General features: G+C 44.5%; 20 protein-coding genes. 10 read left to right on the top strand and 10 right to left on the bottom strand.

The window, feature by feature from the left end; translation table 11 throughout:
* Positions 1-552 precede the first annotated feature (552 nt).
* Both AC23P2_RS19740 and AC23P2_RS19745 read left to right on the top strand, forming a co-directional pair.
* Complete coding sequence (locus AC23P2_RS19740) at positions 553-915, top strand: hypothetical protein (RefSeq protein WP_487774795.1); 363 nt, start codon at positions 553-555, stop codon at positions 913-915.
* A gap of 130 nt (positions 916-1,045) precedes the next feature.
* On the top strand, positions 1,046-1,861 hold the full coding sequence (locus tag AC23P2_RS19745) for an RpnC/YadD family protein (protein ID WP_487774796.1): 816 nt from the start codon (positions 1,046-1,048) through the stop codon (positions 1,859-1,861).
* Positions 1,862-2,367: 506 nt separating this feature from the next.
* Here the strand turns inward: AC23P2_RS19745 and AC23P2_RS19750 are convergent.
* Positions 2,368-5,805: a glycosyl hydrolase gene (locus tag AC23P2_RS19750; RefSeq protein WP_487774797.1), complete on the bottom strand. Its 3,438-nt coding sequence runs from the start codon at positions 5,803-5,805 to the stop codon at positions 2,368-2,370.
* 206 nt (positions 5,806-6,011) lie between these two features.
* Here AC23P2_RS19750 and AC23P2_RS19755 point away from each other — a divergent pair, with 206 nt between their 5' ends.
* The 3 genes from AC23P2_RS19755 to AC23P2_RS19765 all read left to right on the top strand — a co-directional run bounded on the left by AC23P2_RS19755 (position 6,012) and on the right by AC23P2_RS19765 (position 8,638).
* The gene (locus AC23P2_RS19755; RefSeq protein WP_487774798.1) at positions 6,012-7,679 is read left to right on the top strand and encodes a 7TM diverse intracellular signaling domain-containing protein; all 1,668 of its coding nucleotides are present in this window, start codon (positions 6,012-6,014) and stop codon (positions 7,677-7,679) included.
* A 112-nt stretch (positions 7,680-7,791) separates the two neighbouring features.
* A complete protein-coding gene (locus AC23P2_RS19760; RefSeq protein ID WP_487774799.1) occupies positions 7,792-8,154 on the top strand; it encodes a hypothetical protein in 363 nt (120 codons plus the stop codon).
* A 58-nt stretch (positions 8,155-8,212) separates the two neighbouring features.
* Positions 8,213-8,638 carry a nuclear transport factor 2 family protein gene (locus AC23P2_RS19765; protein WP_487774800.1) on the top strand — a complete coding sequence of 142 codons (426 nt, stop codon included), beginning with the start codon at positions 8,213-8,215 and terminating at the stop codon, positions 8,636-8,638.
* A gap of 77 nt (positions 8,639-8,715) precedes the next feature.
* Here AC23P2_RS19765 and AC23P2_RS19770 read toward each other — a convergent pair whose 3' ends face one another.
* The gene (locus AC23P2_RS19770) at positions 8,716-9,894 is read right to left on the bottom strand and encodes a hypothetical protein (RefSeq protein WP_487774801.1); all 1,179 of its coding nucleotides are present in this window, start codon (positions 9,892-9,894) and stop codon (positions 8,716-8,718) included.
* A 131-nt stretch (positions 9,895-10,025) separates the two neighbouring features.
* Here AC23P2_RS19770 and AC23P2_RS19775 point away from each other — a divergent pair, with 131 nt between their 5' ends.
* A complete protein-coding gene (locus tag AC23P2_RS19775) occupies positions 10,026-11,624 on the top strand; it encodes a hypothetical protein (protein WP_487774802.1) in 1,599 nt (532 codons plus the stop codon).
* 144 nt (positions 11,625-11,768) lie between these two features.
* Here the strand turns inward: AC23P2_RS19775 and AC23P2_RS19780 are convergent, their stop codons facing one another.
* The gene (locus AC23P2_RS19780; RefSeq protein ID WP_487774803.1) at positions 11,769-15,410 is read right to left on the bottom strand and encodes a family 78 glycoside hydrolase catalytic domain; all 3,642 of its coding nucleotides are present in this window, start codon (positions 15,408-15,410) and stop codon (positions 11,769-11,771) included.
* 129 nt (positions 15,411-15,539) lie between these two features.
* Positions 15,540-15,947 (bottom strand): EthD family reductase, encoded by a 408-nt coding sequence (locus AC23P2_RS19785; RefSeq protein ID WP_487774804.1) that lies wholly within the window; start codon positions 15,945-15,947, stop codon positions 15,540-15,542.
* A gap of 125 nt (positions 15,948-16,072) precedes the next feature.
* On the opposite strand from AC23P2_RS19785, the gene AC23P2_RS19790 reads away from it, so the two are divergent.
* From AC23P2_RS19790 to AC23P2_RS19800, 3 genes are all read left to right on the top strand, one after another.
* Positions 16,073-16,939, top strand: a complete 867-nt coding sequence (locus tag AC23P2_RS19790) for a LysR family transcriptional regulator (protein ID WP_487774805.1) — start codon at positions 16,073-16,075, stop codon at positions 16,937-16,939.
* A gap of 61 nt (positions 16,940-17,000) precedes the next feature.
* Positions 17,001-17,381: a hypothetical protein gene (locus AC23P2_RS19795; RefSeq protein WP_487774806.1), complete on the top strand. Its 381-nt coding sequence runs from the start codon at positions 17,001-17,003 to the stop codon at positions 17,379-17,381.
* Positions 17,374-17,799: an HNH endonuclease gene (locus AC23P2_RS19800; RefSeq protein ID WP_487774807.1), complete on the top strand. Its 426-nt coding sequence runs from the start codon at positions 17,374-17,376 to the stop codon at positions 17,797-17,799. The genes AC23P2_RS19795 and AC23P2_RS19800 overlap by 8 nt, the downstream gene beginning before the upstream one ends.
* Before the next feature lie 17 nt (positions 17,800-17,816).
* Here the strand turns inward: AC23P2_RS19800 and AC23P2_RS19805 are convergent, their stop codons facing one another.
* From AC23P2_RS19805 to AC23P2_RS19820, 4 genes are all read right to left on the bottom strand, one after another.
* Positions 17,817-18,689 (bottom strand): metallophosphoesterase family protein, encoded by an 873-nt coding sequence (locus AC23P2_RS19805; RefSeq protein ID WP_487774808.1) that lies wholly within the window; start codon positions 18,687-18,689, stop codon positions 17,817-17,819.
* Positions 18,690-18,796: 107 nt separating this feature from the next.
* On the bottom strand, positions 18,797-20,923 hold the full coding sequence (locus AC23P2_RS19810) for a xanthine dehydrogenase family protein molybdopterin-binding subunit (protein ID WP_487774809.1): 2,127 nt from the start codon (positions 20,921-20,923) through the stop codon (positions 18,797-18,799).
* A gap of 13 nt (positions 20,924-20,936) precedes the next feature.
* Positions 20,937-23,717, bottom strand: coding sequence for a DUF7133 domain-containing protein (locus tag AC23P2_RS19815; protein WP_487774810.1), 2,781 nt, complete (start codon positions 23,715-23,717; stop codon positions 20,937-20,939).
* Between the two features lie 80 nt (positions 23,718-23,797).
* Positions 23,798-24,565, bottom strand: coding sequence for an SDR family NAD(P)-dependent oxidoreductase (locus AC23P2_RS19820; RefSeq protein WP_487774811.1), 768 nt, complete (start codon positions 24,563-24,565; stop codon positions 23,798-23,800).
* Between the two features lie 24 nt (positions 24,566-24,589).
* Here AC23P2_RS19820 and AC23P2_RS19825 point away from each other — a divergent pair, with 24 nt between their 5' ends.
* Positions 24,590-25,195, top strand: coding sequence for a Uma2 family endonuclease (locus AC23P2_RS19825; protein WP_487774812.1), 606 nt, complete (start codon positions 24,590-24,592; stop codon positions 25,193-25,195).
* Here AC23P2_RS19825 and AC23P2_RS19830 read toward each other — a convergent pair.
* Together AC23P2_RS19830 and AC23P2_RS19835 are read right to left on the bottom strand one after the other, a co-directional pair.
* On the bottom strand, positions 25,192-25,680 hold the full coding sequence (locus AC23P2_RS19830) for a cupin domain-containing protein (RefSeq protein ID WP_487774813.1): 489 nt from the start codon (positions 25,678-25,680) through the stop codon (positions 25,192-25,194). The two genes, AC23P2_RS19825 and AC23P2_RS19830, sit on opposite strands and share 4 nt — an antisense overlap.
* 177 nt (positions 25,681-25,857) lie before the next feature.
* Positions 25,858-26,835, bottom strand: a complete 978-nt coding sequence (locus AC23P2_RS19835) for a ThuA domain-containing protein (protein ID WP_487774814.1) — start codon at positions 26,833-26,835, stop codon at positions 25,858-25,860.
* Between the last annotated feature and the right edge of the window lie 31 nt (positions 26,836-26,866).

The following is a 26,866-nucleotide window of genomic DNA, read 5'->3' on the forward strand; positions in this document are numbered from 1 at the left end:
GAATAGTTCTTGAAGGTGCTCGGGCTGCGTCCAAGTATCGAAATACTGCGCTCAAAACGGTGGATTAATTCTTGAAAACCAGGCACTTCTCTAGTGGCGCGATTGATAAGCGTATTCTCTCTCAGCTCATCTACATTCTTTTTTTGTCATGATCAATTTTAAGTTTAAATTAGACTCAAAATTAACCTTTTTAGCAAAATATAGCTACCGAAGGTTTTGTTCAACATGGGTTTGTGGCAAGTGGGGGCTGACGGAATTAATTGAACATTAGTAATTCTTTTGTACTTTTGTTTCGGCGGACGGAAACCTATTGAACATTTGTAAGTAACTCAACAGCAGCAATTTATATCGGCGGACGTTCGGGCGGACGAGTTTCAAAACCCCCACCTGACCACAAGCCCTGTACGTTGGGTGCTACCGCATGAAAAAAATAACCTCAACGGTCTTATCATATAATATAACAACAGGGAAGCCGAAAACTGTATATTGAGAGAGTAGGCACTTAAAATTAATATTTTACAAATGAAATATTAATTAAATTGGTTCTACATCTTGTTATTAGGCATTTTTTTTATTAGTTGTAATAGCAAGCCAAACTTTGTCGGGACATGGATTACAGAATACGATGACAACGGGCAAAAATTTACAGCTAGAGTTGAAATCATAGAAGTTGACAATTCAACATATGATGTAAAATTTTATATTAATGACAAAAAATATGAAAAAGCTTCTGGTTCCTACACATATAGTAAAGATGATGAAGGTAATCATCAATTGTTTAAAGCAGTAAAATATGATGGCTCTGACACATCCTTACAAGCTGCATCAGATATGGGTACTTACGGAGTATACTTAAAATGGTCTGACGGCAAATTATATAGTCCAGACAGTGGTGACTTCTTTGAAAGAAAATAAAATAAGCAAACAGACTATCTCTGCTGAGGGTATTTAACATCGTCCAATCTTGGTTAAAATACGTTTCAATTAACTTTTTGTTCGCAATAAATATAGCTTAAAAATCAATGGCTTTCAGTAACTTTGCTTCATGGAAGTAAAGAAGAAAAAACGCCAATCAAGCCAATACGACAAGATTTTCAAAGAGAATATCGAAGCCGTAATTTCGAGTATCATGCAAAATGTACTTGAAATTACGGCTGTTTCTATGGAAGAATTACCTGATGACATTCAACATACCAAAGAACGAAAACCTGATGTACTCAAAAAAGTAACCGATACCAAAGGGGACACTTTTGTACTTCAAATTGAGTTTCAAGTACGAGACGAGCTAAAAATGGTTTACCGAATGGCTGAATATTTCATCATGCTTGAAAGAAAATACGAGTTACCCGTAAAACAATTCGTCATTTTTCTTGGGTCGGACAATCCTAAAATGCCAACTGAACTTGACAGAGAACGACTAAAATTCAGCTATCCACTTGTTTCACTTTCGACACTTGACTATCATATTTTCCTCAACTCGGATAAACCCGAAGAAATCATCTTGGGGATTTTGGCTAACTTCAAAGGCGAAAACCCCGAAGATGCTCTAAAACAGATACTTGTGCGTATCAAGGAAACTAGCAAAGAAGAATTTTCGTTAAACAGATACTTTAATCAGTTGCGTGTATTGGCTCAACTTCGTAACTTAGAACTAAATTTAAAAAACGCTATGGACAGCATCGCAGAATACATCAAAGAGGAAAGAGACGTTCTTTATCTTCGTGGACAAGAGAACGAAAAAGCAAAGTTTGTTACATACCTCATTCGAGAAGGCAACAAAACTTTCGAGCAAATCGCAGATATTGCCGAGACTACGGTGGACTTTGTTAGAGCAGTTTATCAGAAACTCACTGGCAAATAGACATTTGGAGGACTTTTACTCGGGGACATTTGACTGGCGAACAAGAGTGGCAGCCACCAACATTGTATTTATGAAAAAGTGGCGAACGGAAGTAATTCAGCTTAGTACTATCTTAAACATTAGCCCTAAATTGGGCTTTTGTGCTTTCTAACTCACTTCTTCATAAATACCCGCCCGTTGTGCATAATATTATGACAAAAATTCAAACATTTATACAAGACATTCATTTACTTCCAACGGAGGTTTTGAATGAACTATTGACTAAACTCACTTTGCTTGAATTACCACCCCAAACTTTCTTACTAAATGAAGGTAAAACTTGCAAAGACATTTGGTTTATAGAAAAAGGCTTGGTAAGCCCCCGTTGTTCGGAGTGTTCAATAAGCCACTCCGAACCCAAAATAAACAGAGTGTTTGTAACACAGTAAGTGCCTAATCATCTTCTTTTATGCTTCCAAAAAAGCGGCTGGACACCACAACCGCTTTCGACTGGAAATAACCTTTGTTTACCTCACCTCCAACACCACAGGCCCCAGCAAACCCGAGTTTTTGGGCTTGGGAGCTCCGCCTAAGCGTATTCCCCCCGAGATTTTGAGGAGTTTTTTGTCGGCGGGGAGCTTGGCGTCGCCAGCTATGCGGTTGTCCCACTGGTTAGTTACTCTGATTTCAAGTTTATTTTTGCCCACTTTGGCCGCTTTGGAGATGTCAACTCGGTAGGGTGCTTTCCAAAGGGTATCAATCACGGTGCCGTTTACTACCACTTCGGCAATGTCCCTTACTTCGCCCAAATCCAGCCACAAAGAAGTATTGGGGGCGAGTTGCGTTTTCTTTAGTTCAAGCTCTTTACGATACGTTGCTGTTCCACTAAAAAACTGAACACCTTCGTCGGGATGTTCTGTCCACGACTTAAGTTCGGACATTGTCACTTGACTTGGCGCGCCCCAATTTTCAGGGAAAGACACAACCCAGCTACCAGTAATACGACTCCCTACCCCCAAATGAGGGATTTTTTTTGTCAGAATCAATTCTGGCTGCGTTGTTGTTTTTTCAAAGACCACAAAATACGACTCCCTCGGGTCTAAGTGTAGCTTAACGGTGGTCAGGCCATTGGCCATTTTGTACGAAACCGCTTCGGTAGTGCCTTTATCGGCCTTCCACAGTTCAGGGACTTTGCCCGTTACCCGAAACACAACCTCCAAATCTTCGGCTTGGTTTCGCATATTGAGCAAGAAATAATAGTCAGCCTCGGCCGTTTTTCGGTGCATCCACGACAAACGTGTATTGGTATGAGGCAAGGTATAATCAACGTCTTTTTTCAAATTGAGTTGCCCCAAAATCCCTTGCAGTGGCGCATTCCAAAACACCTTACCTTTTCCGTAAGGGCTTTGAAAAATAAACTTCCCGTCGGCCATCCCCCAAATTTCATTGGCTTTGGCCTCCACTTCTTTATCTACCGCAGGGAATCCCGCCAAACTTGGTGATTTTTCGGGTTTAGGACCAACTATCGTTGCCCCTTTTTTGAGTAACTCTTCGATTTTGGCCAAAACCGATGGCGTCATCGTGGTTCGTTCGGGCAACACCAATAGTTTATAACGCATACCACTTGGCAGCACCAATTCACCATTTTCGACCTCAAAACGTTGCAAAATCTCGGTATTCACAAAATCGTAATCATAACCCGCTGGGGCTTCGTTCCGTAGTTTTTCCCAATAAGGCACGGCAGCGGGAATGTCTTCTCCTAAATAGTAAGCAATGTCGGCTACAAAACGCCCTTCTTGCAGCAAAAACTGGGTACGTGTCAGGTAATCAACAAAAGGTTTGGCTTGCTCTGCCCACGTAATGTTGCGGTTAAAGTGCGTCCCTACCATCGTATTGCCAGGCTTGGTATCCAACGGCTGGTGCGCTGAAGTGTGAAATATTACTTGGTTGATGCCTTGGGTTAACCAATAATCGCCGATGTATTTTAGGTCCGCAGGGGCTTCGTAACCTCCTCCCGTCCAAGCTTCGGCGGCCACTACTTTTTTGCCATAAACATGTCCTGCCGAGGCAGCTTCGCGCACGTCCGACTGATGGGCATGGAGGCGGTCACTGGCCCCTGCGTAGGCTTTTTGCAACTCCAAATCCGCTGGCGACGTCCATTCTTTATCGGCGCCACTTCCTAAGCCTTGTGTCATTCCAAACTCGCCCATTGGTATGTCCACCGAACCTTTGTTGCGAAGGGCATCTTCGATGATAGGCATCGAAATCCCCGCTACTTCACCGTAGGTTTTAATACCCTTTTGATGCGCGTATTCGGTGATGGCAGCGTAGTGATTGTCCACCAATAATTCGGCAATTGTCAGTCGAAAATCCCACAAAAAACGGTCGCTCACTTCAGCGCTTTCTACCACAAAACCCGCCAACACAGGCAAATACTTGGTGGGGTCGTATCCGCGCCGTTTTTTAAACTCGGGCATCATGGTTTCTGTCCAGTTTTGGGCGTCGGCTTCGTAGCTATCCACCAAAAAATACTTCATGCTTTTTCCATACAACGGCCCCATCGCTTCGGCAATCGGGTTCGACCACTGATTGAGGTGCGACAACAAATGGGTTTTATTAAATTTATCGACTTCGTATCCCGTTGCTTCTGGCATGGCGGGGCCATTTTTCGCTCCCGTCTGCGATTGCCCAATGCGCAATATAGTCCAAGCCCCCTTGCCCCCAATGGGGGAATCATAAGACGGGGCTGTCCAATTTAGCGTACCATCGGGTTGCATAAAAGAGGTTATATCAAGTACTTCTTCACTTTTTATGACTGAATTTATACCAGTATTTGGTGTTTTGAGGCTTTCAAAGGCAAACATAGGCGCAAAAGCAGCTTTATCTTCCCAACGATGTACCCGCGCACCCGAATGAAAAATAGCTTCGGCAATGTCAAACGACTTAGGTGCGGTGGTTGGTCCACCAAAGCCACCCACATCGTCGGGGCCTCCGACGGTTGTCATGGTTGATCCTTTGATAAACACTACCCGAAAGTACTTGGCAGTCACCTCTGGAAACGAAAACGTCCGCACTGGCAAGGCCCGAATGTCGTGCTGCGGCCCAGGCAATGCCAATAAGGTTTTGTAGTTTTTTCCATCTTCGCTAAACTGTACGTACCCTGCCCGCATCGTACGGCTTGGAAACCTTGCGGGGTCTCCCAATGCCAACGAAAAAGAGCGTACTGTAAAGGGTTTTTCATATTCAAACTGCAAGTAAACCGACTCGTCCTGTTTGGGGGTTTCAATGGTAATTTTTGACGTTAAATCATCATCCAAGAGGGCATCAGGTGCCACGTTTTCGCCTTTGTGGTTGGTGATTTTGGGCGTAGCTACCGTTAGTTCTGCTTCGGGGGTTTTGTAGGCCAATACAATTTGGTCTTGGTAAAAAGGTTCCGATTTGCTGTTACCACCACCGAAGCTTGCCCCTTTGGGCAAATTCCGAATCGGCCCCGCAACCGTTGGGGGTAAAGGCAGCGGACTGCTCACTTTTTCACCTCCGCGAAGTTGGGTTTTACTCCACACTATTTTTTTCATGGCTTCCTGCGGTTTTACCCACGTCCCGCCCGTTTCGCTCCAGCCTGCGGCAGTTACCATGGTCATTTCCAAGCCCAAACGGTCGGCTTCGGCTGCGGTATGTTTGATAAGATCAAGCCATTCGGGTGTCATAAACTTCACCTTTTTTTCGATCGTTTGTCCGCCCCCAATCGACACATCAAATGCTTGAAAACCACCAATGCCGACGCGCTGCATCCATTCGAGGTCTTTGGTGATGCCTTCTCGGGTCACATTGCTCCCCACCCAGTGCCACCACACGACAGGTTTGGCCGATTTGGGTGGATTTTGAAAGTTTTGGCGTAATGTGGTTTGTGCCTTACTCCCGAAAGTAGCGATAGCCAATGCCGCGAATAGAAGTGTTTTTTTCATTCGACAGAAATTTTGTTGACAACTGATTATTACTTAATCCAAATGCTCTACTTTTTAAAATCTAAAAATAAATTCAATAAGTACCATCTCTATCCTACACCTACCTGCTATTGTCTCAAACAGAGAGAATAAAAGTCTTTTGCCATGTTGCTTGAAGAGGTTGTTTTTTTATTTAACTTGCTGTAACGCTCCTCAACCCTTTCGTCATGCGGTTCTTCCTTTTTTGGTTTGGTTTCTGTGCTTCGGTGTCGTTGTTTGCTCAACAACGTTTTATGTATCGTTGCTCGGAGGAACTGCAAAACATAGAACCCTTTACCTATTTTTTAATTGACTCGTCCAAAACGCTGACGTTTACTCAATTACGTCAACTGCCCGACAAGGTATTTACCCAGAACACCAAAAGTTTTCTCAATTTTGGTAATACTGAATACCCCATCTGGCTGCGAATTGACGTAGAAAATTCATCCAACGAAGCCTTGTTCTTGATTCAGGAACTACACGATGTGCGACTACTGGATGTATATCTTTTGGATGAAAACGACTCCTTACGGACTTGGAAAACGGGAGCAATGCGGCCTTTTGGAACGCACTTTTTAAAGCGAAGTAATACTGTTTTTGATTTGGGGAAATCACCCAAAAGGGTTTACCTCCGCATTCAGAATACCAGCGTGTATGTACCACTAAAAATGGGTACGATTCAGGCCGTTTCTAATTATTTACACAAATATGACTTGCTCTATGGTGCTATTTACGGCGTTTTGTTGGCGTTGATGTTCTACAATTTGTTTGTGTTTTTGGTCGTTCGCGACCGCGTATTTCTCTATTATTTCTTCTATATTCTAACCTCGGGTTACATCATTTTTAAGGCCGACAATCACCATCACGAGTTTATTTTCAAGCAAATCCCCAATTTTAGCTCTGATATAAATCTCTCTTCCCTTATTACGTTATTTTTTATTATTCTTTTTGCCAATGCTTACTTACGAATGAAAGAACTGACCCCCAAATTCTTTTGGGCGTTGGTGGTTTTGTGGTGTATTGGGCTTGTTTTGATGCCTTTTGAATGGCTCCCTTACCGTGGCTGGGTCAATGACATGTTTCAATTGTTGGTGATTTCTATCATGTTGGTGCTTTTAGGAGCGAGTATTTACATACATTTTTTAGGGTTCAAACACGCCCGTTACTTTGTGCTCGCGTTTGGGTTTTACATTTATGGGGTCGTCAATGTGTTGTTGGGTTTTATGGGAATTGTGTCGATGAACAATTTACGGTCGGCGTATATCTACCAAATTTGTTCGGTGCTGGAGGCCATTTTCTTTGCTTTTGCGGTAGCCTACCGATTTAATACCTACCGAAAAGAAGCCAAAGATGCGCAAGAAATTGCGTTGAAACGCTCGCAAGAACACGAAGCGCTGCTACAAAAAAATAGCCAGTTGCTGGCCGAAAAATTACAAATAGAACAAAACCTTCAAACGGTGTCGGCCAACAAAGACTTTAACCAGCTTCTTCAACAAATCAAATCGGATAGCCAACCGATTAAGAAAATTTCGATACCTACCGTGGAAGGAGTGATTTTGTTTCCCGAACAAGACATCAGTCGTTTGGAGGCCATGGGGAGTTATTGCACAATTTATTTGACCGACCATAAAAAAATTACCACTTCCAAACCCATGGCGCACTTTGAGCAGATGATTGACGAGCGACAGTTTATGCGGATTCACAAGTCTCACATCGTAAATCTCGACAACGTAACACGCTACATTCGGGGTGAAGGTGGGTCGGTAGAAATGAAAGATAAGTCGGTGGTACCCGTATCGCGACGAATGAAAAACGAACTTTTGCAGCGATTGGCCATCGAAACTCCCGCCGTTTAGAAAGTAGATGCCGCCGTTCAGAAAGTAGAATTGTTTTGAGGATAGCGAGGGCTGTACTTTTGGGTAAATCATTTACCACAATGCAAAAACCTCATCCTTAAACCTCAAAATTATGTCAAAATCGGCCAAAACCGTTTATTTTTTCAGTTTTTACCTTTTCTTGGTAGGGCTCGAACTTACGTTTATTCCCAACTTTTTTACCAAAACAGCGCAGCTCCCCGAAGCCCACGAACCCTACATTAGAGTAGTGGGGATTTTGGCCATTATCCTCGGCGTTTATTATTATCAATCCGCCAAAAACGAACTTACGCCCTTTCTCAAAACCACAATTGTCGGGCGGCTGATTTACTTTTTGGGAGCTGTTGGGTTGGTCGTTTCTCAAATTGCTCCGCCTGTGTTTATTGCCTTTGGTGTCGTGGATTTGCTGGGCGCTGTCTGGACGTGGCAAACGCTCAAAAGCGAAGGCAAAATGTAAGTGCAACCATTTCTACAACAAATACCTATTCACTAACTGTGCGTAAGCACTTACTCCCATGAAAAAGACCCTTTGTTTCTTATTTCTTGCCGTTGCGTTGACAACTTCCGTTTCGGCCCAAACTCCCATCGCGACCTTGTTTGAGGACATGAAAAAGGCGTTTGAAGCCAACCCCTCTAAAGCCATTCAAGAACAAGCGGTGGAGGATTACGTGCTCGTTTCGGGTACGGGCTACATTGCCAACAAACAACAGATTGTCAATTTGTTTAAAGACGTCAGTAAAGTCGAGGCTCGATTTCAAGACCTTAAACTCCGCCAATTTGGCAACCTCATCATTGCTACTGGTCGCGAGTTTTCGGTGAGGCACTATTCCAACGGTTCTCCCGACTTATCCACCGATTATTTGGTGACTTACGTGTATGAAATCAAAGACGGGAAATTGCTCTATGTAAGCGGACAGCACACAGTTCCTGCAGCTAAGTGATAGGCTCTCAATAGTCATCAAAGAAAAAACCTCACTAATGCTTTGTCTAGTGAGGTTGTTTCTCGTTAAAGGCTTATCTAAAACACGTATGAAAGCGTGAAGCTTGGCGATAGTCCGCTCGATAAATTTACTGATAAACTTTCTTGAGATGCAAAAGGTGAGTTGTATTGAATGGCTAAACCCGCCAATTCGGCCTCCACTAAAAAGCGGTTGCTAATCAAGTAAGCCAGTCCAACTGATGAGCCTAGCTGATAGGTGTTAGTGTGGAAAGTGCTATTTGTAGAACTTCCTTTTTGGGTTGAGTTAAAACGCATAAAATTGAGTGAACTTTCGATGTAAGGCGTAAAGCGGCTATTGGCTAAGTAGCGCTTCACAAAGATACCACCCGAGTATTGCGCTTCGGTTCTGATGAAATTCCCTGATACATTGACATATTCTTCGTTGTCTTTTGCAAAACCAACACTTGCTCGGACTCCAACCACCGTTTTGTCTTTTACAAACTTCCCAACTTTTACCCCAAAACGGTAATTACTTTCCTTGTTTCGTACTCGGTAATTATTTCCAAGGATATTATTATCTTTTTGCTGCAATGACGACAAGCCCATGTCTAGTCCAGCAACCCAATTGCCGTTTTGTAACGTAGAAAAGGTTGCTTCTTCTATCCGAAATGACGTAGGACGTACCCAGTAAAGTAGCCCCAAGGATGCACCTGTAAAGTTAATGGGAAATGAGTTAGAGCTAGTGGCTAATTGAAGTGCCCAGTGGCTATCCATAAAATAAGTAGCCCCCGCCTTGAATATAGGATATGCCGAAACACTAGAAGATTTTGAAGTTAACAATGTTGTTGTGCTACTTTTGCTTTCGTTATTTATAAAACCTAGTGAAACATTAATTCCTCCTCCAACAAAACCACGCCATTGATTTTTTCCAAAAAAGTAAGCTCCTGAGGTACCTATTCCAAAACTTGAATTGGTCATTCGGAAGCGATTATCATCAGCTCTACCAACAATATTTCGGCTGAAAACTATGTTTTCACTGGCGTTGATTTCCCAAAGGACATTATCTCTTACAAATTTTCCATACTGAAGCCCTAAGCCCACAGCCGTATTTCGCCATTTTGAGTTGTAATTCGATTTTTTCAGCGTCGTTCCAAAACTTGTTGAGAAATTTCCTGCAATAAACGAATTGCCTTTTTCAGTTTGGCCACACACTTGAAGAGCCGCGAAAATGAGTAAAAATACGTAAGCGTTTTTCATGACATTGTTTTTTTGAGTGAATAACTATACTCAAAACGCCGTTGTCACTACTTTATTGGTGAAACTAGTTGCTAAATAATGTTAAAATTCGTTGGTTATCTGCTTTTATCATTATTCCTAACACCTGCTCCATGTTTCGCTATTTTTACCTCCTCCTTTTTCTTTTTGGGTCGCTCACAAATCGGGCGCAAAACAATGAACAAGCCTATTTTGACCAAGCCTTGTCCAACGGCAAAGTGGCGAACGAAGCCTACCAACGAAGTCATCGTTTTTTGCAAGGTTGGCTTACCAAAGCTGACCCCGCGACGGGGCTGATTCCGCGTAACCTAACCCAAAGTACGTGTATTTGGAACGCTTGGGACGCTGCCGCCGACAATTATCCGTTTATGGTCATGACCGCTTCCATGCTCGACAAACCTCTTTTTGAGGGTAAAATGCGCGAAATGTTAGCCACCGAAACGCGCCTTACTTCGCGCGTTGGGCGGCTTCCCGATACGTATTCTTTTTGCAAAAAAGTTTTCGAAAATGTCGAAATTGATACAAGTCAAATTGTGTTTGGCAGTGCCGAGTACATGAAAGACGGACTTATCCCCCTCACCGAATGGCTAGGGCCAAGCCCATGGTCTGAGCGAATGTTGGGTATTTTGGAAGATCTTGACAAAATCGTGGACGTGCCGACTCAAATCAAAGGTAATTTCTTTGGCAACAGCGCCGTGGTGGAAGTCGGGGGTGATTTGCTGCAAGTATTAGCGCGGGTGTATTGGCTCACCAAAAACCCCAAGTGGCTGGCGTGGGGTGTCCAAATCGGTGATTATTACTTGAGCGAGGCCCATTTACCTACGCGTGCATTGCCGCGCCTTCGCTTACGTGACCACGGCTGCGAAATCGTATCAGGTTTGGTGGAAATGTACGCCGTAGTGTCGGTGGTAAATCCCGCTAAAAAGAAGCAATGGCAACCGTACATCCACGAAATGTTGGATACTATTTTGGCCAAAGGACGAAATGAGCACGGATTATTTTACGATGAAGTTAATCCTCTGACGGGTGAAGTGATTCAAAAACGGATTGCTGATAATTTTGGCTATACCCTCAATGCCTTTTACACGGTGTATTTGATGGATAAAAAAGCGGCTTACCGCGACGCTACTTTAAAAGCACTCAGCGCCCTCAATGCCAATTACCGCAACCACGACTGGGAATCGGGCAGCGCGGATGGCTACGCGGATGCCATTGAAGGAACGTTGAATTTGTATTTACGCGAGCCCATTGCAAGTACCAAAGAATGGCTCGATAGTGAAATCAAAGTGTTGTGGAATTTTCAAAAGCCTGACGGCATCATTGAGGGCTGGCACGGCGATGGCAATTTTGCCCGCACGTCGCTAATGTATGCCCTTTGGAAAACGGCGGGCACGCAACTTTCAGACTGGAATCAAGAAGTGATTTATGGTGCTGTGACCGAAAACAATGCCGTTTATATCACGCTCAAATCGTCCAAAGCTTGGTCGGGGAAATTGGTTTTTGGTGGACAATGGCACAAACAAAACTTGCGTTTGCCGTTTGATTATCCCCGCATCAATCAGTTTCAGGAATGGTTTCCGATTGAAGCCAACAAAAGCTACGAATTGACGATTGACGGAAAAACTCTCAAAGTAAAAGGCTCGGTTCTGCTGGCAGGCTACCCCCTCCAACTCAAACCCCAACAAACAATTCAGGTGCGATGTAAGCGTTGATGAACTATTTAATCGCTTCGGAGAAGCGCAACCTTTGTAGGTGCAACATTTGTAGAAAGGTTTTGAAAAATCCAAAATCGCTTCGGAGAAGCGCAACCTTTGTAAGGGTTACGCTTCTCCGAAGCGACATAAACTTCTTTGTATCTATTGTTCTGTTACCACAAACACATAACTCCCTGATGTTAAAGGAAGTAGCACCTCCCCATTTTCAAGCTTTGCCCCTTTCCATTGGGCAATACTTTTGCCACTTTCGGTGATTTGGTTCAGGCTTTTGGCAGGAAGATGCAACGTCGCGGTCGTATTGGCAGGCACCGTACATTGGTAACTGAATTTGGTTTTTCCAGTTTCCAATCCACCAGTAACCAATCTCCATTCACTCGAAATCCGTCCATACATGGTATCCACATAGCCTTTGGCAAACGTAATGCGTTTGTCGGGGTCAGGAGTTGGTTTGAGCACAAAGGCTTTGAAAGCCGCGTTGTCGGGATGACGCTGGATTCCCAACGAATAGTTGTACATCCACGAAGCCACTGCCCCAAACGAATAGTGGTTAAAAGAGTTCATGCTGTTATTTCCTCCAAAACCATTTTCGACGGTGTAGCTGTTCAAACGCTCCCAGATAGAAGTTGCGCCATTGACCACCGAGTACAACCACGACGGATAGTCTTTTTGTTGCACCAACCGATACGCATTGGCATGATTTCCATTGTCAGAAAGCGCCTCAGAGATAGAAGCTGTCCCAATAAAACCTGTCATTAGTGAATACGCAGGACGCTCAATCCCGCCGTCGTCTTTATTTTTACGCTCAATGGTTTCATTCAAGTACTTGATAGCAAACGGCTTATTTTCTTCATCAAACATCCCCAACGCCAACGGAATAGCGTACGATGCTTGGGTATCCATCAGCACACCTTTGTCCGATTTTGTTTCGGCTGATTGTGGTCCTGGAGGCCCCATGCGCGCCGCTACAACGCCTGATTTGACGGTACGATGGGTAGTTTTATCAATATAAACCTCATTGATGGTCTTTTTGATTTCTAACTGACGTTTTGTAAACTGCCCAGCCTCGTCGGTTTTACCCAAAATTGTGGCCACTTTACTCATAATTTCCAAGTCGTACGCGAAGTAAGACATCCAGAAAAGGGTATTGTCGTTTTTATTGTTTTCGGGACTTAACCAGTCACCCAGTGGGCCTTCGTTCAAAATCCCCGTGGCTTTATCCACCTTGGTTTCCAAGAAATTGATGTACTTTTTCATGGCGTCGTAGTGTTCTCGCAATAGTTGCACGTCACCATATTGTCGGTACGTTTCCCACGCGACAGTGATGCCTGCACTCCCCCACAACGTTCCACCAAAACCTCCCCCCACTGGCGCGACGTCAGTAAAACGGCCATTTTCGGGTTGAATGTCACGCATGGCTAAAAGGTGTCGGCGTAAAAATGGATTGGCTTGCGCCAAATAAGTAGCGCTTTTGGCAAACACCGAAATATCACCACTCCAGCCCATGCGTTCGTTTCGAGCGGGGGTGTCGGTGGGTATCGACAAGAAATTACTGCGCAGTGACCACGTAATGTTTTGCCAAAGCTTGTTTACCAGTTCGTTAGACGTAGTATAACTCGACGAAATGTCCATGACCGAACTAATAACCAAGCCTTTGACGTCAGACACAGGAATGGCTTGATCGATGCCCGTAATTTCCAAATAACGGTAGCCGTGGAAAGTGAAACGGGGCTGAATCACTTCGTCACCCCCTTTCAAAATATACAAATCTTGGGTCAAAGCCGCGCGAATGTTCTCCATCATCACCATGCCTTCGTTGCCTTTATAGTCGGGCAAATTGGGGTATTTCATTTCGGCATAGCGCAAGGTTATTATCTGCCCTTTTCGTCCATTTTTGATAGTAATTTGGGGGACACCCACCATGTTTTGCGTCATGTCATAGACAAATACTTTGGGGCGAACTTCCTCCACACTTTTGGCCGTAAGGGTTTTGACAATGGTCGCATTTTCCCCCATCTGACCAAGAATTTTGAAATCATCATATTCCAACGATGACTTTCGACCCAGTACATCGGTAACGGTACCCTTAAACGCTGTTCCGTCCAACGGCACAACTACTGCCGATTTCCAAGCAGCATCGTTGTACTCTGCCGTCGCCCAGCCATTCACTGCTGCCTCTTTATTGGCATCATATACTTCGCCCTGAAAAAATGATCCGTAGCGAATGGGGCCATCGCCAAAAAACTTCCACTCGGTAGGATTTGACGTCACCACTTGCTCTGAACCATCGGCGTAGGTGATGACCAATTTACTCAACAACGACTGACGGTCGCCGAAGAAATTCCAGTTTTCGCCACTGTACGTGATATTACCACTCCACCAGCCTTCACTTAACCACGCCCCAATGGCATTCTTTTTACCAGATTTTATACCAGACGTAACATCGTACGTTTGGTACATGTGGGTTTTGTTGTACTGCGTAAGACCTGGGTTAAAATAATCGTTAGAAACGCGGCTTCCGTTGAGAAAAAGTTCGTAAATCCCACGGGCAGTGACATATAAACGCGCCTTAGCGATGGGTTTCAAGTGGGTTGTAAAAGTCGTACGAAGCATAGGTGCGGCATTTCGGCTAGGATCGGCCGTGACTAAGCCCCCACTTACTACGTAGTTTCCGTTGTCAACTTTTACATTTGCCGCCGCAAAAATTCCCGCGTAGGGTTGTTTTTGAAGGTTTTCCGCAAAAATTGGATTGGAAGGAAAACGATAATTCCGAACCGTTACGCCCGAAAATAAGGCTTTTTGTCCGTTAGGAACGCGAAAACCAATGTCGGCGAGCATCGGAAAGCTGATGTAATTGTTACCGCTTCCAACGGGATTAAGATTGAGCCCCCGAGGACCAAAGCGCCCACCACCACCTGCGGGTGCTGCTTTGTCTTTTAGCTTGTTGGCATCTTTGTTTCCATCCACATAAAACTCAAACAAACCGAAGTTGCATTCCACAAAAAGCTGATGTTTTTCATACTTATTGGCCGTATTGATCAACGCCTGCGGGATGTCAAAACTTTTAAATGGAACATCCAACTTATCTTCTTTGGTATAGCCTACTCGATAGATATTCAACTTAGCCAAACCATCTGGGGCATCGCTAACGTTGGAAATATCTAACTCTAAAGCCACATAACTTTCGTCTTTTCCTTTGGTCACCCCCATGAGGTTTAGCTCTTTGGTCATCAAACGTCGGTCGTTAGCACCAAAAACAAAGGCTGCTTTGGTCGTATTGCTGGCTTTATCGAGCTGAAGGCCATACTCAAATTTAAACACCGACAAGTAATGCGAATACAACACCATATCATCTTCGCTTCCGCCTATCCAATCTGCCCCCGACCAAGCCGAAATCGTAGGGTTCATTAAGCCTGTTTCAAACCACGAACTACTCGTGTTTGCTTTTCCTGTATTGTCCCAAACAGTCAATTTCCACTGGTAACGCGTGGTAGGTTGCAGGGTACTCCCTGCGTACTCAATCCCATGTGACAGGTCAGAAGCCACCTTTTTAGTATCCCAAACCACCTGATTTTTGGCATTGGAAACCACAATCTGATAAGCACTTTGGCTGTAACCTCGCTTGGCATCAAGGGCCTTCATTTGCCAAGAAAACTGCGGAATGGGGGTGTCAATTCCCAACGGCGTGGCTTGGTAGTTGACTTGGAGTTGGTTTAGTGCGACGGTTGCCCACACCTTTACTCCCCACAAAAGTAAAACACAAGCGGTAAAAAATAGTCTTTTCATTTTTGAACTTTGGTTTAGACATGCTACTGCATTTCTTTTAATTATTCAAAAATATATTGACATTATACCGCTCGTATCCTGTGCTTCCCCGCTATTGTCTCAAGTAGGGGCAATAAAAGCTGGCGATGGTTACTTCACCACTTCACTCACCAAAATGATGGGAGCGACATTGGTATAATTGGCAAAATCTGCCCGAATGGCGTCACGGTTTGGCGCAATGGCTGCTTGATAGTCACTAAGGCTTTTGACGTAAAAAGAACCAATCGCCATGTAGGGCAGTGGTTGGTTTGGCAAGCCGCTCGCAAGCCCTTTTTCAATGGTATATTTTACCAAATTTGCCCCTAAATACCCCGCCACCATTGGCATGTGTTTCGTTTCGTAATATTCCATGTTAAAGATTTTTCCTTCGGCGTAAGGGTACATCACCGAGATTTTAATTAAACCTTTTTCAGCAGCATCTTTGTTTTGCTCGTCTTGGCTAAACGCTGCGACAGAAGAAAGTAAAAGAACAATTGACAGAAGTAGTTTAAGCTTCATGGCTAAGAGTGATTTAAGTGTTAACTGATTGATTTAAAACAATTTCGCACAAATATCTAAAGAGGTTTTATATTTGCAAAACGCTATTTTTCGATAAAAACAATCGAAAAAACCGATTTAGAAACATGGAACTAAGACAACTCAAGTACTTTTTAAAAGCCAAAGAGCTCTTGAACTTTACAGAAGCAGCCAAAGCACTGAATATCAGCCAAAGCACTCTTTCACAACAAATTAAACAATTAGAAGATGAGTTAAACGTGCCTTTGTTCAACCGTATTGGCAAACGAATCACGCTTACCGAAGCAGGAAGCCTGTTTGCAGAATATGCGTTACAGAGTATCAATCGAGCCAACGAAGGGTTGTTACTCTTACAAGATTTGAAAAACTTGAACACGGGTAAAATCACCATCGGAGTAATCTATTCGATGCGGATTCTTTTTGCCAAAACCCTGATAGAGTTTGCCCAACAGTACCCAAACATTAAAATTCAAGTAGTATTCGGTACAACCAAAGATCTGCTCGATAAGCTCAATTCGCACCAATTTGATTTTGTCTTGATATTTCACGAAAAGCCCAACGAGCCTCACCTCAAATACCAACCAATTTTGACCTCTAATATGGTTTTGGTTACGGCTAAAAAATCACCGTTGGCCTCAAAAAAAACTATCCCGCTCAATGAAGTAGCTACACTCCCGTTGGCGCTCCCTTTCAGCGGCTATAGTACGATACAGTTTTTTGAGGAAGTGTTCAGTCAAAAAAAATTAGAACCCAATATCTGCATGGAAATCAACGATATACCTACGTTGTTTGAAATTGTCAAAACAGGATTTTGGCATACTATTCTAAGCGATACCAGCGTAAACGACCCCGAAGTAGTGGGTATTCCCATTGAAGGCGAAAATATGAGGCGAACCATCATGATTATCTCCCTCAAAGAAGCCTACGAAAAGCAGGCAGTAAAAAAGCTGTATAAATTGCTGAGGGGGAGTTGAAGAATGTTTTCCTTTTACGTTATTTTCTTTTTTTTTAGTAAAAAAATCAACCTTCATAGGCATGAATTCTTCCCTCTCAGCGCTTTTTCACGAGGCAGAGCGATTAGATAATCGGTCTTTAGATACTCTTATTGCCAATATAATTTCATTAAGAGTCCAACGCGAAACGTCTGATTATCAAAAAACAGAAGCTTTTTTATTGAAAAAAATAAATAAAAGCCTCTCCATTGACCAAATCGAACGCTTTAAGATCCTCAATCAGAAGCGTTTAGATGAAACTATTTCTTCGCAAGAATATTCTGAACTTCTCGTTCTACTCGATAAAATTGAAAAACTGAACGTCAATCGCCTCAAACACTTAACCTCCCTTGCTCTACTGCGAAGAGTGACTGTCCGCGACTTAATGAAACAATTGGGAATTTCGAACTCACTCAATGGCTAAGTCATATATTTCGTCGAGCACCAAACAAGCTATTTTTGCAAGAGCTCAGGGATATTGTGAGTATTGTAAAAGCCCTGCTGATTTTACCACGGAACCGTTTTCTATCAAGCATATCCAGCCACAATCTAAAAATGGCTCCAACGATTTTCTAAATTTAGCACTGGCCTGTCTCGGATGCAATATTTACAAGTCTGACAAAACTACGTTTATTGACCCTGTTTCGTTACAAATTTCCGACTTATTCAATCCACGTACAATGACTTGGGAAGAACATTTTATCTGGGATGAAAAATTCACGTCTATCGTTGGAAAAATGGCTATTGGGCGTGCTACAATCGAAGCCCTGCATTTGAATCGTCGCCCTTTAAGAAACCTTAGACGCGCTCTAATTGCCATAGAAGAACACCCCCCTAAATAAGCTTCCCTTCACACATACTAATCTTTATCCTCATAAGATATAAACTCATAAGTAGCTTCAGAACCAGACACATTGAATCTCAAAAAGCCCCTTGAACCGTGTGTATTACCCCGCCATGATGGTCGGCCAGCGATGGAGCCACCAGTGATGTAGTGGGTTTTTCCCGCTATATTTAAGTCCTCAAACCAGTGAATGTGTCCCTGAAGAACAAACTTGAGGTTATGATCTTTAAAAAGGGTTAAGACTTCGTTACGATTAGCGACTGGGGGCTGGGAAAGATAACCGTTTTGAGGAGGATACAAATCATGGTAAGTTGTAACCAACGGAATATGGGCGACCACCACCACGGGGGTTTCGGGTTTCACAGTACTGAGGTCACTTTTTAACCATTTTAATTGACCTTCATCCACTCTACCTATGTACTTGTAATTATCTACATCCAGCACGTTTAAGACAATAAAATGCCATCCTTTGTGGTCAAATGAATAGTAGGGATTACCCAAATACCGTTTAAACATTCCCAGTTTGTAGTCAGGGTGCGATGAATTCTCTGGACTTTCCTCATATATCCCAAAGAGATCGTGGTTTCCTACGCAATTGTAAACTGGCACTTTAAATCTGCGAGTCTGAGTGATATAGTAGGTGAAAAGAGAATCTCCTTTTGCACGATTCCCCCGCATAATGTCAAAAATCTGGTCTCCTCCCGAAAGTACAAAGTCAGGTTTTATTTTCTCTATTCGCTGCACTACTTTATTGAATGCATTTTCTACGACAGGGTCAGGGCGTAGGTGCATATCCGTCATAAAGACGAAGGAAAAGTTATCGTTTTGAGCCAAAACAGTTTCTATACACAGGCTGAAAAACAAAACAAGTAGAAGGTGCTTTATCATGAAAATACGATTTTTAAAGGTATAACTGACAAAAGCACTGTTCGGGCTATGGGGCTGGGTGAAGTAATTGTAAAGATACATCACACCTACAATGGTAATAAAACCCATCACACCATTTTCCCAAACCTCACTCCCTTCATCGCCTCTTCCTTCACAAAAGGCTGATTGTAAAGGCGTTTGCCTGTGGCTTTAAAGAAAGCATTGGCAAAAGCGGCGGCGGCGGGTGGCAGGGCGGGTTCACCTAAGCCCGTTGGGTTGATGGCACTATCGACAAAATGGACGTCCACATCAAAAATTTCGTTCATCCGTATCAGGCGGTACGTATCAAAGTTTTTTTGGTCGGGAATACCGTTTTGCAGCGTTACCTCTCCGTACATGGCGTGGCCAATCCCGTCGAGGATTCCCCCTTTTACTTGCTGGTAAGCGCCGCTTAGGTTGACAACTATCCCACAATCAACGGCCGCGATTATTTTCTTTAGGACTATCCGCCCTTTACTTTTCTCTATTTCAGCTACTTGGGCAATGTATGAACCGTGCGAAAAGTAGGCGCTAAAACCTTGAAAAACTCCTTTCTTTTTCCCCCAATTTGATTTTTCTGCTACCAATTTTATCACCCCCTTCATCCGCTCGATGTCATATTTCACGGCTCCAACGGGTGTTTTTTGGGCTTTGTCGAGGTATTCCAAACGATATTCGATGGAGTCGCGTTTGGCAGCGGTCGCGATTTCGTCAAAAAACGATTGCTCCGCAAACCCCAAAAAATTCTCAGAAGGCGCTCGCCACGGACTGACGGTTACGGGAGATTTGTGGTCAACGGAATCGACTAGAAAATGAGGAACGGCCCCCGCAGGAAAGTGGTCGGGGCGCGTGCTGTTGCCCGAATTAACGCCCACGCCGCGCATTCGGTAGCCTATCCAATGGCCATCAGCGTCCAATGCCGCCTCAAAACGATAGCGCATGGCAGGTCGGTACTGCCCACCTCGCATGTCGTCTTCGCGGGTCCACATCAGCTTGACGGGTGCTTTGACCAAACTCGACAATTCAGCCGCTTCCATTGAATAGTCAGAACGCTGTCGGCGGCCAAAACCACCGCCCATGCGCGTCATTTCCAAGGTAACTTTCTCAATATCAACACCCAACAGTTTGGCCACATTTTTTCGGGTGTCTTCGGGCAATTGGGCAGGGCCAATCAGCTCAACGCCATCTTCTCGCACGTGCGCAAAAAAATTCATCGGCTCCATACAAGCATGAGATAGAAACGGAGCTTGGTATTCGCGCTCAATAACCTTGGCCGCCGTTTTTAGAGTGGCTTCCACCTCTCCATCTCTACGCGATGGTTTTACGTCTGATTTTTCCAACAACTGTTTCATAATGCGGTCGTGGTCGGCCGTGCTTTCAACCGCTTCGTCGGGCTCGTAGGTTACCTTGAGTGCCTTTCGGGCGTTCATTACCTGCCACGTGGACTTACCCAAAACCGCTACTTTATTTTTAAAAACAATCACCTCTACGATACCAGGCATGGCTTTCGCTTCGGCGATTTCAGCAGTTTTTATTTTTGTCCCAAACGGCGGGCGTTCAATCATGGCCAACAACATTCCCTGGCGATAAATGTCTAAGCCATAGATCGGTTTTCCCGTAATGATGTCCGCGTTATCAACGTTGTGAATGGGTTTACCAACCAGTTTATAGTCTTTTTTCTCTTTAAACTTTACCTCCGTCGGTACGGGTAAGGCGGCGGCTTCGGTGGCTAATTCACCATAATTAAATTTGCGGCCAGATTCTTTATGCCATACCCAGCCGTTGTCCGTCGTCAACGTATGAGGAGTTACTTTCCAACGTTTGGCAGCGGCATCTATGAGCATTTGTCGAGCCGTAGCCCCTGCTTTGCGAAGGCGGTCCCACGAGTGTTGCATCGCTCCGCTCCCCGCCGTGGCTTGACGGTTGAATTTTTTAGTATCCAAATGGGCTTGAACAATTTTTACGTTCTTCCAATCGGCGTCCAGTTCTTCGGCCACAATCATCGGAAAAGCCGTTTTGATGTTCTGACCTACTTCTGGATTCGGGGCAAAAATGGTGATGACATTGTCGGGAGAAATGGAAAGGTAACTGTTGAAAGTAACCTCCGCAGGCAACGAATTTGCCAACGAATCATTTGCCCGAAAACTCAATAAAATACCCCCTCCTATCATGGTGGAAGCCTTTATAAAACCCCTACGATTTAACTTATTAGACATGGTGTGTTATTTTTTAATTTTGACCAAAAACCTTCAGTTGTCGCATTGACCATGGAACCTCGTCGCTGTCTTGGGCCAAATCTTCGTTTAGTTTTAAGCGTAAAAATTTGGTTTTAACGTTCCCCAAAGAGACCACGTTTTCTCCTTCTTTTCCCTTCAACTGCGCCAAGGATTCCTTCCAATTTGTCCCATCAGACGACGTCTCAATGGTATATACCCTTGGGTAAGACTGAACCATCGGAGGTGGGGTTTGGGGAGCTTTGGGGTTGCGCTGCCAGCCTTTTTTGATACTGGCAGGTGCCACAAATTGCAGTTCGGTCAAGTTCATTTCCTTAGGGAACTCAATTTGGTACCACATTCCCTTGGACTGACGACCGCCCGTGGTCCAACCTTCGTAGGTAAAGGCACTTTGAGGAGAAACATTTCCCCCAATACGGGTCGAAGTCGTGTGGCTCGCCGTTATTTTCCAACCTTCTTGTGGCTGCAATTCATGCGGCACTGTTTTTATCAATTTATCGTACGGATACATCCCTTTTTGGTCGCCCGTTTTAGCCCGAATGCTCGCTACTTGCTGCGGCGTCACCATCGAAGCGTCGTTAGACAACCCATTTCGGATGTATGAAATGACATCAGCGACCCATTCGTCCGAATGTTCTTTCATCGAAGTCATCATTCCTCCAGCGTAGGTTTTTCCTTCAATCGCCCCTTCCATTCCGTGCAAAACTACCCGAACAGCGTACTCGGGATGCGACTGAATACGGGCCGAACCTGCCAACGCGGGAGCAATCAACTTACCACCGCCTGCGGGCGTTCCTTGTCCATTATTTCCGTGACATTGCGAACATAACTCATTATAAATCATTGAACCTCTATCCAAAGATGCCTGCTGTTCTTTGTTCATCGCCCCCCCACCAAACGGTCCCATGTTTCTGGATTTAGGGGGTTCGATGATTTGTGAACCTACCAGTTTTACGCCCGCTGCATTGTTCTTTTCCATGGCGGCTTTGATACCGCTTTCCATGTTTGGCAACTTCAAAAATTTAGCCGTCATCATAGCTTGAATCACCACGTTGTCGTCGGGGTCGTTGAGTAAATTGGCATAAGTCGTTTCCAAACTTTTTTCGCCTGCTTTGTAAAGCGTTTCACTCGCTCGAATGGCCTGAATACGGACACGCGGATTGAGGTCTTGCATCAACTTTTGCACAACACTTGTTTTCAACGCCCCCAATCCCTCCAACGACCACAACGCGTGAAAGCGAGCGACGGAGCTCTTGCTAGTCAGCGCCATAGAAGTCAAGGCTGGAACCACCGAAAGGTCTTTTTTGAGTACGATTAACTGTTGAGCAGCATCCCGACGCCAGCCGTTGGGGTGTTCAAGATGCTTTACTAAGGCCGCCGCATTTTCATTCAACATTTTAGGGGGCGTCTTATCTCGTTCCTTTCCATCGTAGGTAATGCGCCAAATTCGACCTAGTCCTACCACTTTATCCAGTTGATATTGCTCAATTTTGGTACGGAGGTACGTTCCTTTTTGGGTCCATTGTCCTTCCTGAATGATACCGTGGTACATATCCACAATGTACATCGTTCCGTCGGGAGCGGTGGCCATGTCAACAGGACGAAAAAGTGGGTCGGTAGAGCGTAAAAACTCTGATTTTTGGTCTTGAAATACGTTGTGAAGTGTGGTTAATCCTTCCGAAACAACAGGATTAATTTGGCGAACAATCCGCGCAACGGGCTCACCATAAAAATACTGTCCTTTGAGGTTTTCGGGCAAGCGGTCGCCACGATACACGTCATTTCCAGCCGCTCCCGTCACCCGATTCAACGAACCATCGGGCTGACGTACTTCGTCCATCCCTCCCTGCATATCAGCTAGTTTGACGGGCGCACCCCAAGGTACATCAAAGCCTTTGGCAAATTCGTTGGGAACATCAAAATTCCCATAATGAATCGGGAACTGAAAATACGAAGGCAAGCCACTAGCCCCACCTTGGAACCACAATTTCCCGTCATCGTCGTGCGTTACTCCCCATTGTGCACGATTAAATCCTGTTTTTTCACGAATCACCCCGTTAGGCGTTTCCCGTACCCGAAAAGCATTGACGGTACTGTACAACCAGTTGTCCATGCCATAGTACATAAATGCTTGCTGGTGTTCAACGTTTCCAGAACGTCCGTATTTGGTGGTAAAAAGTTCTTTTTTGTCGGCCTTACCATCGCCGTTGGTATCGGTATATTTATACACGTTATCAGCATCCGATTCCATGGTTAAAATGCAATCTTTGCCGTAGGGCAATACGAAACGCGGGAAGATTAAATTGTCCAAAAAAGTCGTTCCTGACTCATACACGCCGTCGTTGTTTTTGTCTTCCCAACGAGAAATGCGACTGGTAGGTTCTAGCTCATTTTTTGAATCGGCGTCCAACATATACGAGCGCAGTTCCAAGACATACATACGTCCGTTGCCATCGAAAGCTATCGCTCCAGGCTGCTGAATCGCAGGTTCGGTCAAAACAGGCTCAATGCGGTACCCTGGCGGCAGCAAAAACCGACTTTGCTCGTCGGCCACTTGAAGCGGTCTAACGGGCACTTTGGGCTCTAAATCAATCCCTTTCCAATCTTCGCTTTCAGGATCTACCCCCGCAGGTAGCTTTACTTTGGTCAAGGTATCCGATTGATTTTTGTACACTTTTTGCAGCGATTCGTTAGGGGGGGCAGAGACCATGAAAGAGCAAAAAGCAAGTGCTAAGGAGGCACTTATCAAGCCTATTTTTAACGTAGAGGTTTGCATACAACTTTGGGTTTTTCAAGTTGTATGTACAAGCCTAAATTGGTTAAAATCTACTAATTAGAGACCTAGGGATGATATTTCTACGCAAACGCTCCCCCATCAACCGCCATACAATGACCCGTAATAAAGCTGGCCTGCTCAGAACACAACCACAGTGCTACATCAGCCACTTCTTCGGGTTGACCCATGCGCTTCATTCGTTGAAAATTAATCGCTTGTTGGAGAGCTTCGGGGTTTTCGGCCAACTTACGTCGTCCGTGCATAATCATCGGTGTTTCAATGGCCGTTGGGCAAATGGCATTGATTCGGATATTTTTGGTCGCATACTCAATTGCTGCCGTTTTTACCAACCCGTTGACCCCATGCTTGGAAGCAGCATAGGGCGAATTTTCGGGTTGTCCCACCAAACCAGCCGCCGACGAGACGCAGACGATGTTTCCGCCGCCTTGTTTGACCATTTGTTCTAACTGAAATTTGACACAATACCACGTCCCTATCAGATTGATTTGGATTTGTTGAAGCCACTCCTCTTCGGGGTATTCGTGGACAGGTTTTGAGATTTTTCCCGCAATACCTGCACAATTGACGGCATAATCAATCCTTCCAAACGACGCCACCGCTGTCTCAATCAAGTTGGCAACCTCTTCCCTTACGCCTATGTTGCAGTGGAGCGCCCTTACCCCCGATGGGGGAATTATTTTGTGTAGATGAGTGAGCGTTTCGGACAAATCGCCTATGTCTGCCAATACCACTTTAGCGCCTTCTTGGGCAAATTTAAGGGCAGTTGCACGACCTATCCCCGACGCAGCTCCCGTTACGATTGCTACTTTGTTTTCAAATCGTTTCATTTATTTTTGTAAAAATTTAAAGCTATGAGTCAAATTACGAGCCTTTCCCAACTAGACCTAACCCACGAAAGTTATACGTACGCCGACTATCTTTCGTGGAAGTTTGAACAAGCTGTAGAACTTATCAAAGGAAAGATATTTCCGATGTCTGGACCAAGTCGTAGGCATCAGGGACTTTCAAGAGAAATTAATGGCATTTTTTACAACCATTTTAAAAATCACCGTTGTAAGTTTTATGCCGCTCCTTTTGACGTTCGTTTGTACGATAAACGCAAAGTAGCCAAAGGCGATAAAAACGTCTATAGCGTAGTTCAACCTGACATTTGCATTATTTGTGATTTAGATAAACTTGATGATAAAGGATGTGTAGGTGCCCCCGATTTGGTGATTGAGATTCTTTCTCCTGGCAACTCCTCAAAAGAAATGAAGCTCAAAAAAGAACTTTACGAGGAAAATGGCGTCAGAGAGTACCTGATTATTGACCCCGAACACGAAAATGCCTTTCAATTTCACCTTACCGAAGCAGAAATATATAGCCCAGCCACAATTTACGTGGACGATGAAGTGTTGACGAGCGTCATTTTCCCCGATTTAAAGCTCGATTTAAAAGAAATCTTCAGCGCATCCTAATGAATCATGCACTCCTCAAGTGCTTGGTTATTAACTTCAAACGGCTTTGCTTCAATAAGTACAAAAACAATGCGACAACGTTCATTGCTGCTTGGGTTGCGCCATTTGTGGATGGTGCCACGCTGCACAATAATACCTCCCGCCTCCACCGTGGTGACCACCTGATTGTCTAATTCAAGTTCGATTTTTCCGCTTATGACGATGCCATAATCAATGCTACTGGTTCGATGAAAAGGCGACGAAGCCAACGGAAGCATATCCACCACACGAATCACCGAACCGCCTTTGAGGGTTGTTCCTGCATCTCGCAATCGCCCGTCGGTATTGTCGTTGCAATCAGCAGGGACGGTCTGGGTCGTCCAAACAGTAGCCATGGCGGCATCGCCCGTGGGAATAATCACGGTTTCAAGGGATTCATCAGAAACAAAAATAGCCGTACCGTCTTCGGTATGGCCTGTTACGACGCGTCGAATGGGATTAGTCATCTGTTTTGTAAAAAACTAGGTTAGTTTCTCACAAAAGTATATTTCTTTTTTGGGAAGGTGCTATGCAAAAAGCGGCAGGAAATTGACAAAATCAGGCAATATTACCTTACCTGATTTTCTATTTTTAAGCGTTGAGCAGCGCTTTTGTCGCTCCTCAACGCTTGCTTTTAGTACTTTTTATTCCACAAATTTACGCTGACTTACAGCCGTTTCCGTAGGAAAATCGGCAGGAATTGGAATATCAACTTTGCCCGTTGCTGCCCACTGTGCACCGCGCTGAAGAGAAATAATAAAACCCACGCACTCTACCGAATAGTCAACGTGGCCGAGCGGCGTATGAAAAATGCGGCCTTTACCCTGTTTTATGGTCATTAGCATCGGTTCGTGGCGATCAGTACCACGGTTGTCTTTAGGAGAAAATGCCGTCGCTAATACCTCCATATTTTCAGCAGGGCCACGTAGGCGGTCGTACATTTCATCTTTGGAGTGCATCCAATTCAGCGGCATTCCCTTCGTAATGGGGTGTTTTGAATTGCGAACCGTAATCAAAAACTCCTTTTGAGCGCCGTGCGACCCCGCTCTACCTGGACTAGTATCACGCACTAATTTCCCCTCTTTATCATAATATACAAACGGGCCGTCTTTTTCGGTGCGGTCGCCCCAGCCACCCAAACCAATCATGCGGTTGTAGGCAGGCCACATTGGAAACGAATTATCAGCCGCATGTACCACCACTAGCCCGCCTCCATTATTAATGTATTTTTCAAAATCGGCTTGCGTACCATCCGACCAAGGAGCTGCATTCCAACCAAAATTACAAATCACCACGTCGTACTTGAAAAAATCAGGGTGATAAGCCGAGTCCATTCGTGGCTTGGGCAACGATTGGGTTCTAGGCAGCCCTTTGATGGGGTACTTAGCTTCTAAATCGCCCCCATTCCAAGTATAATAGGTTCGCTGTACGTCCACGGTAAATTTACCCGTTTCCTCCAAGTAACGCTTCATCATGTAGGTGATTTTAGGCCATTGTTCGTGGTTATTTTGACCATCAATGATTAGTGCCTTTAACACTTTTTTTGAGGGATTAGCAACCGAAATATGGCTAGCACAGATGCCTATCACTAACGCGAGGAGCAAAAAACTGAGTTTCTTCATTGGTTTTTCTTGGGTTTAAAGTACATCTTAC

Source organism: Runella sp. R0.1_18, from assembly GCF_057652155.1.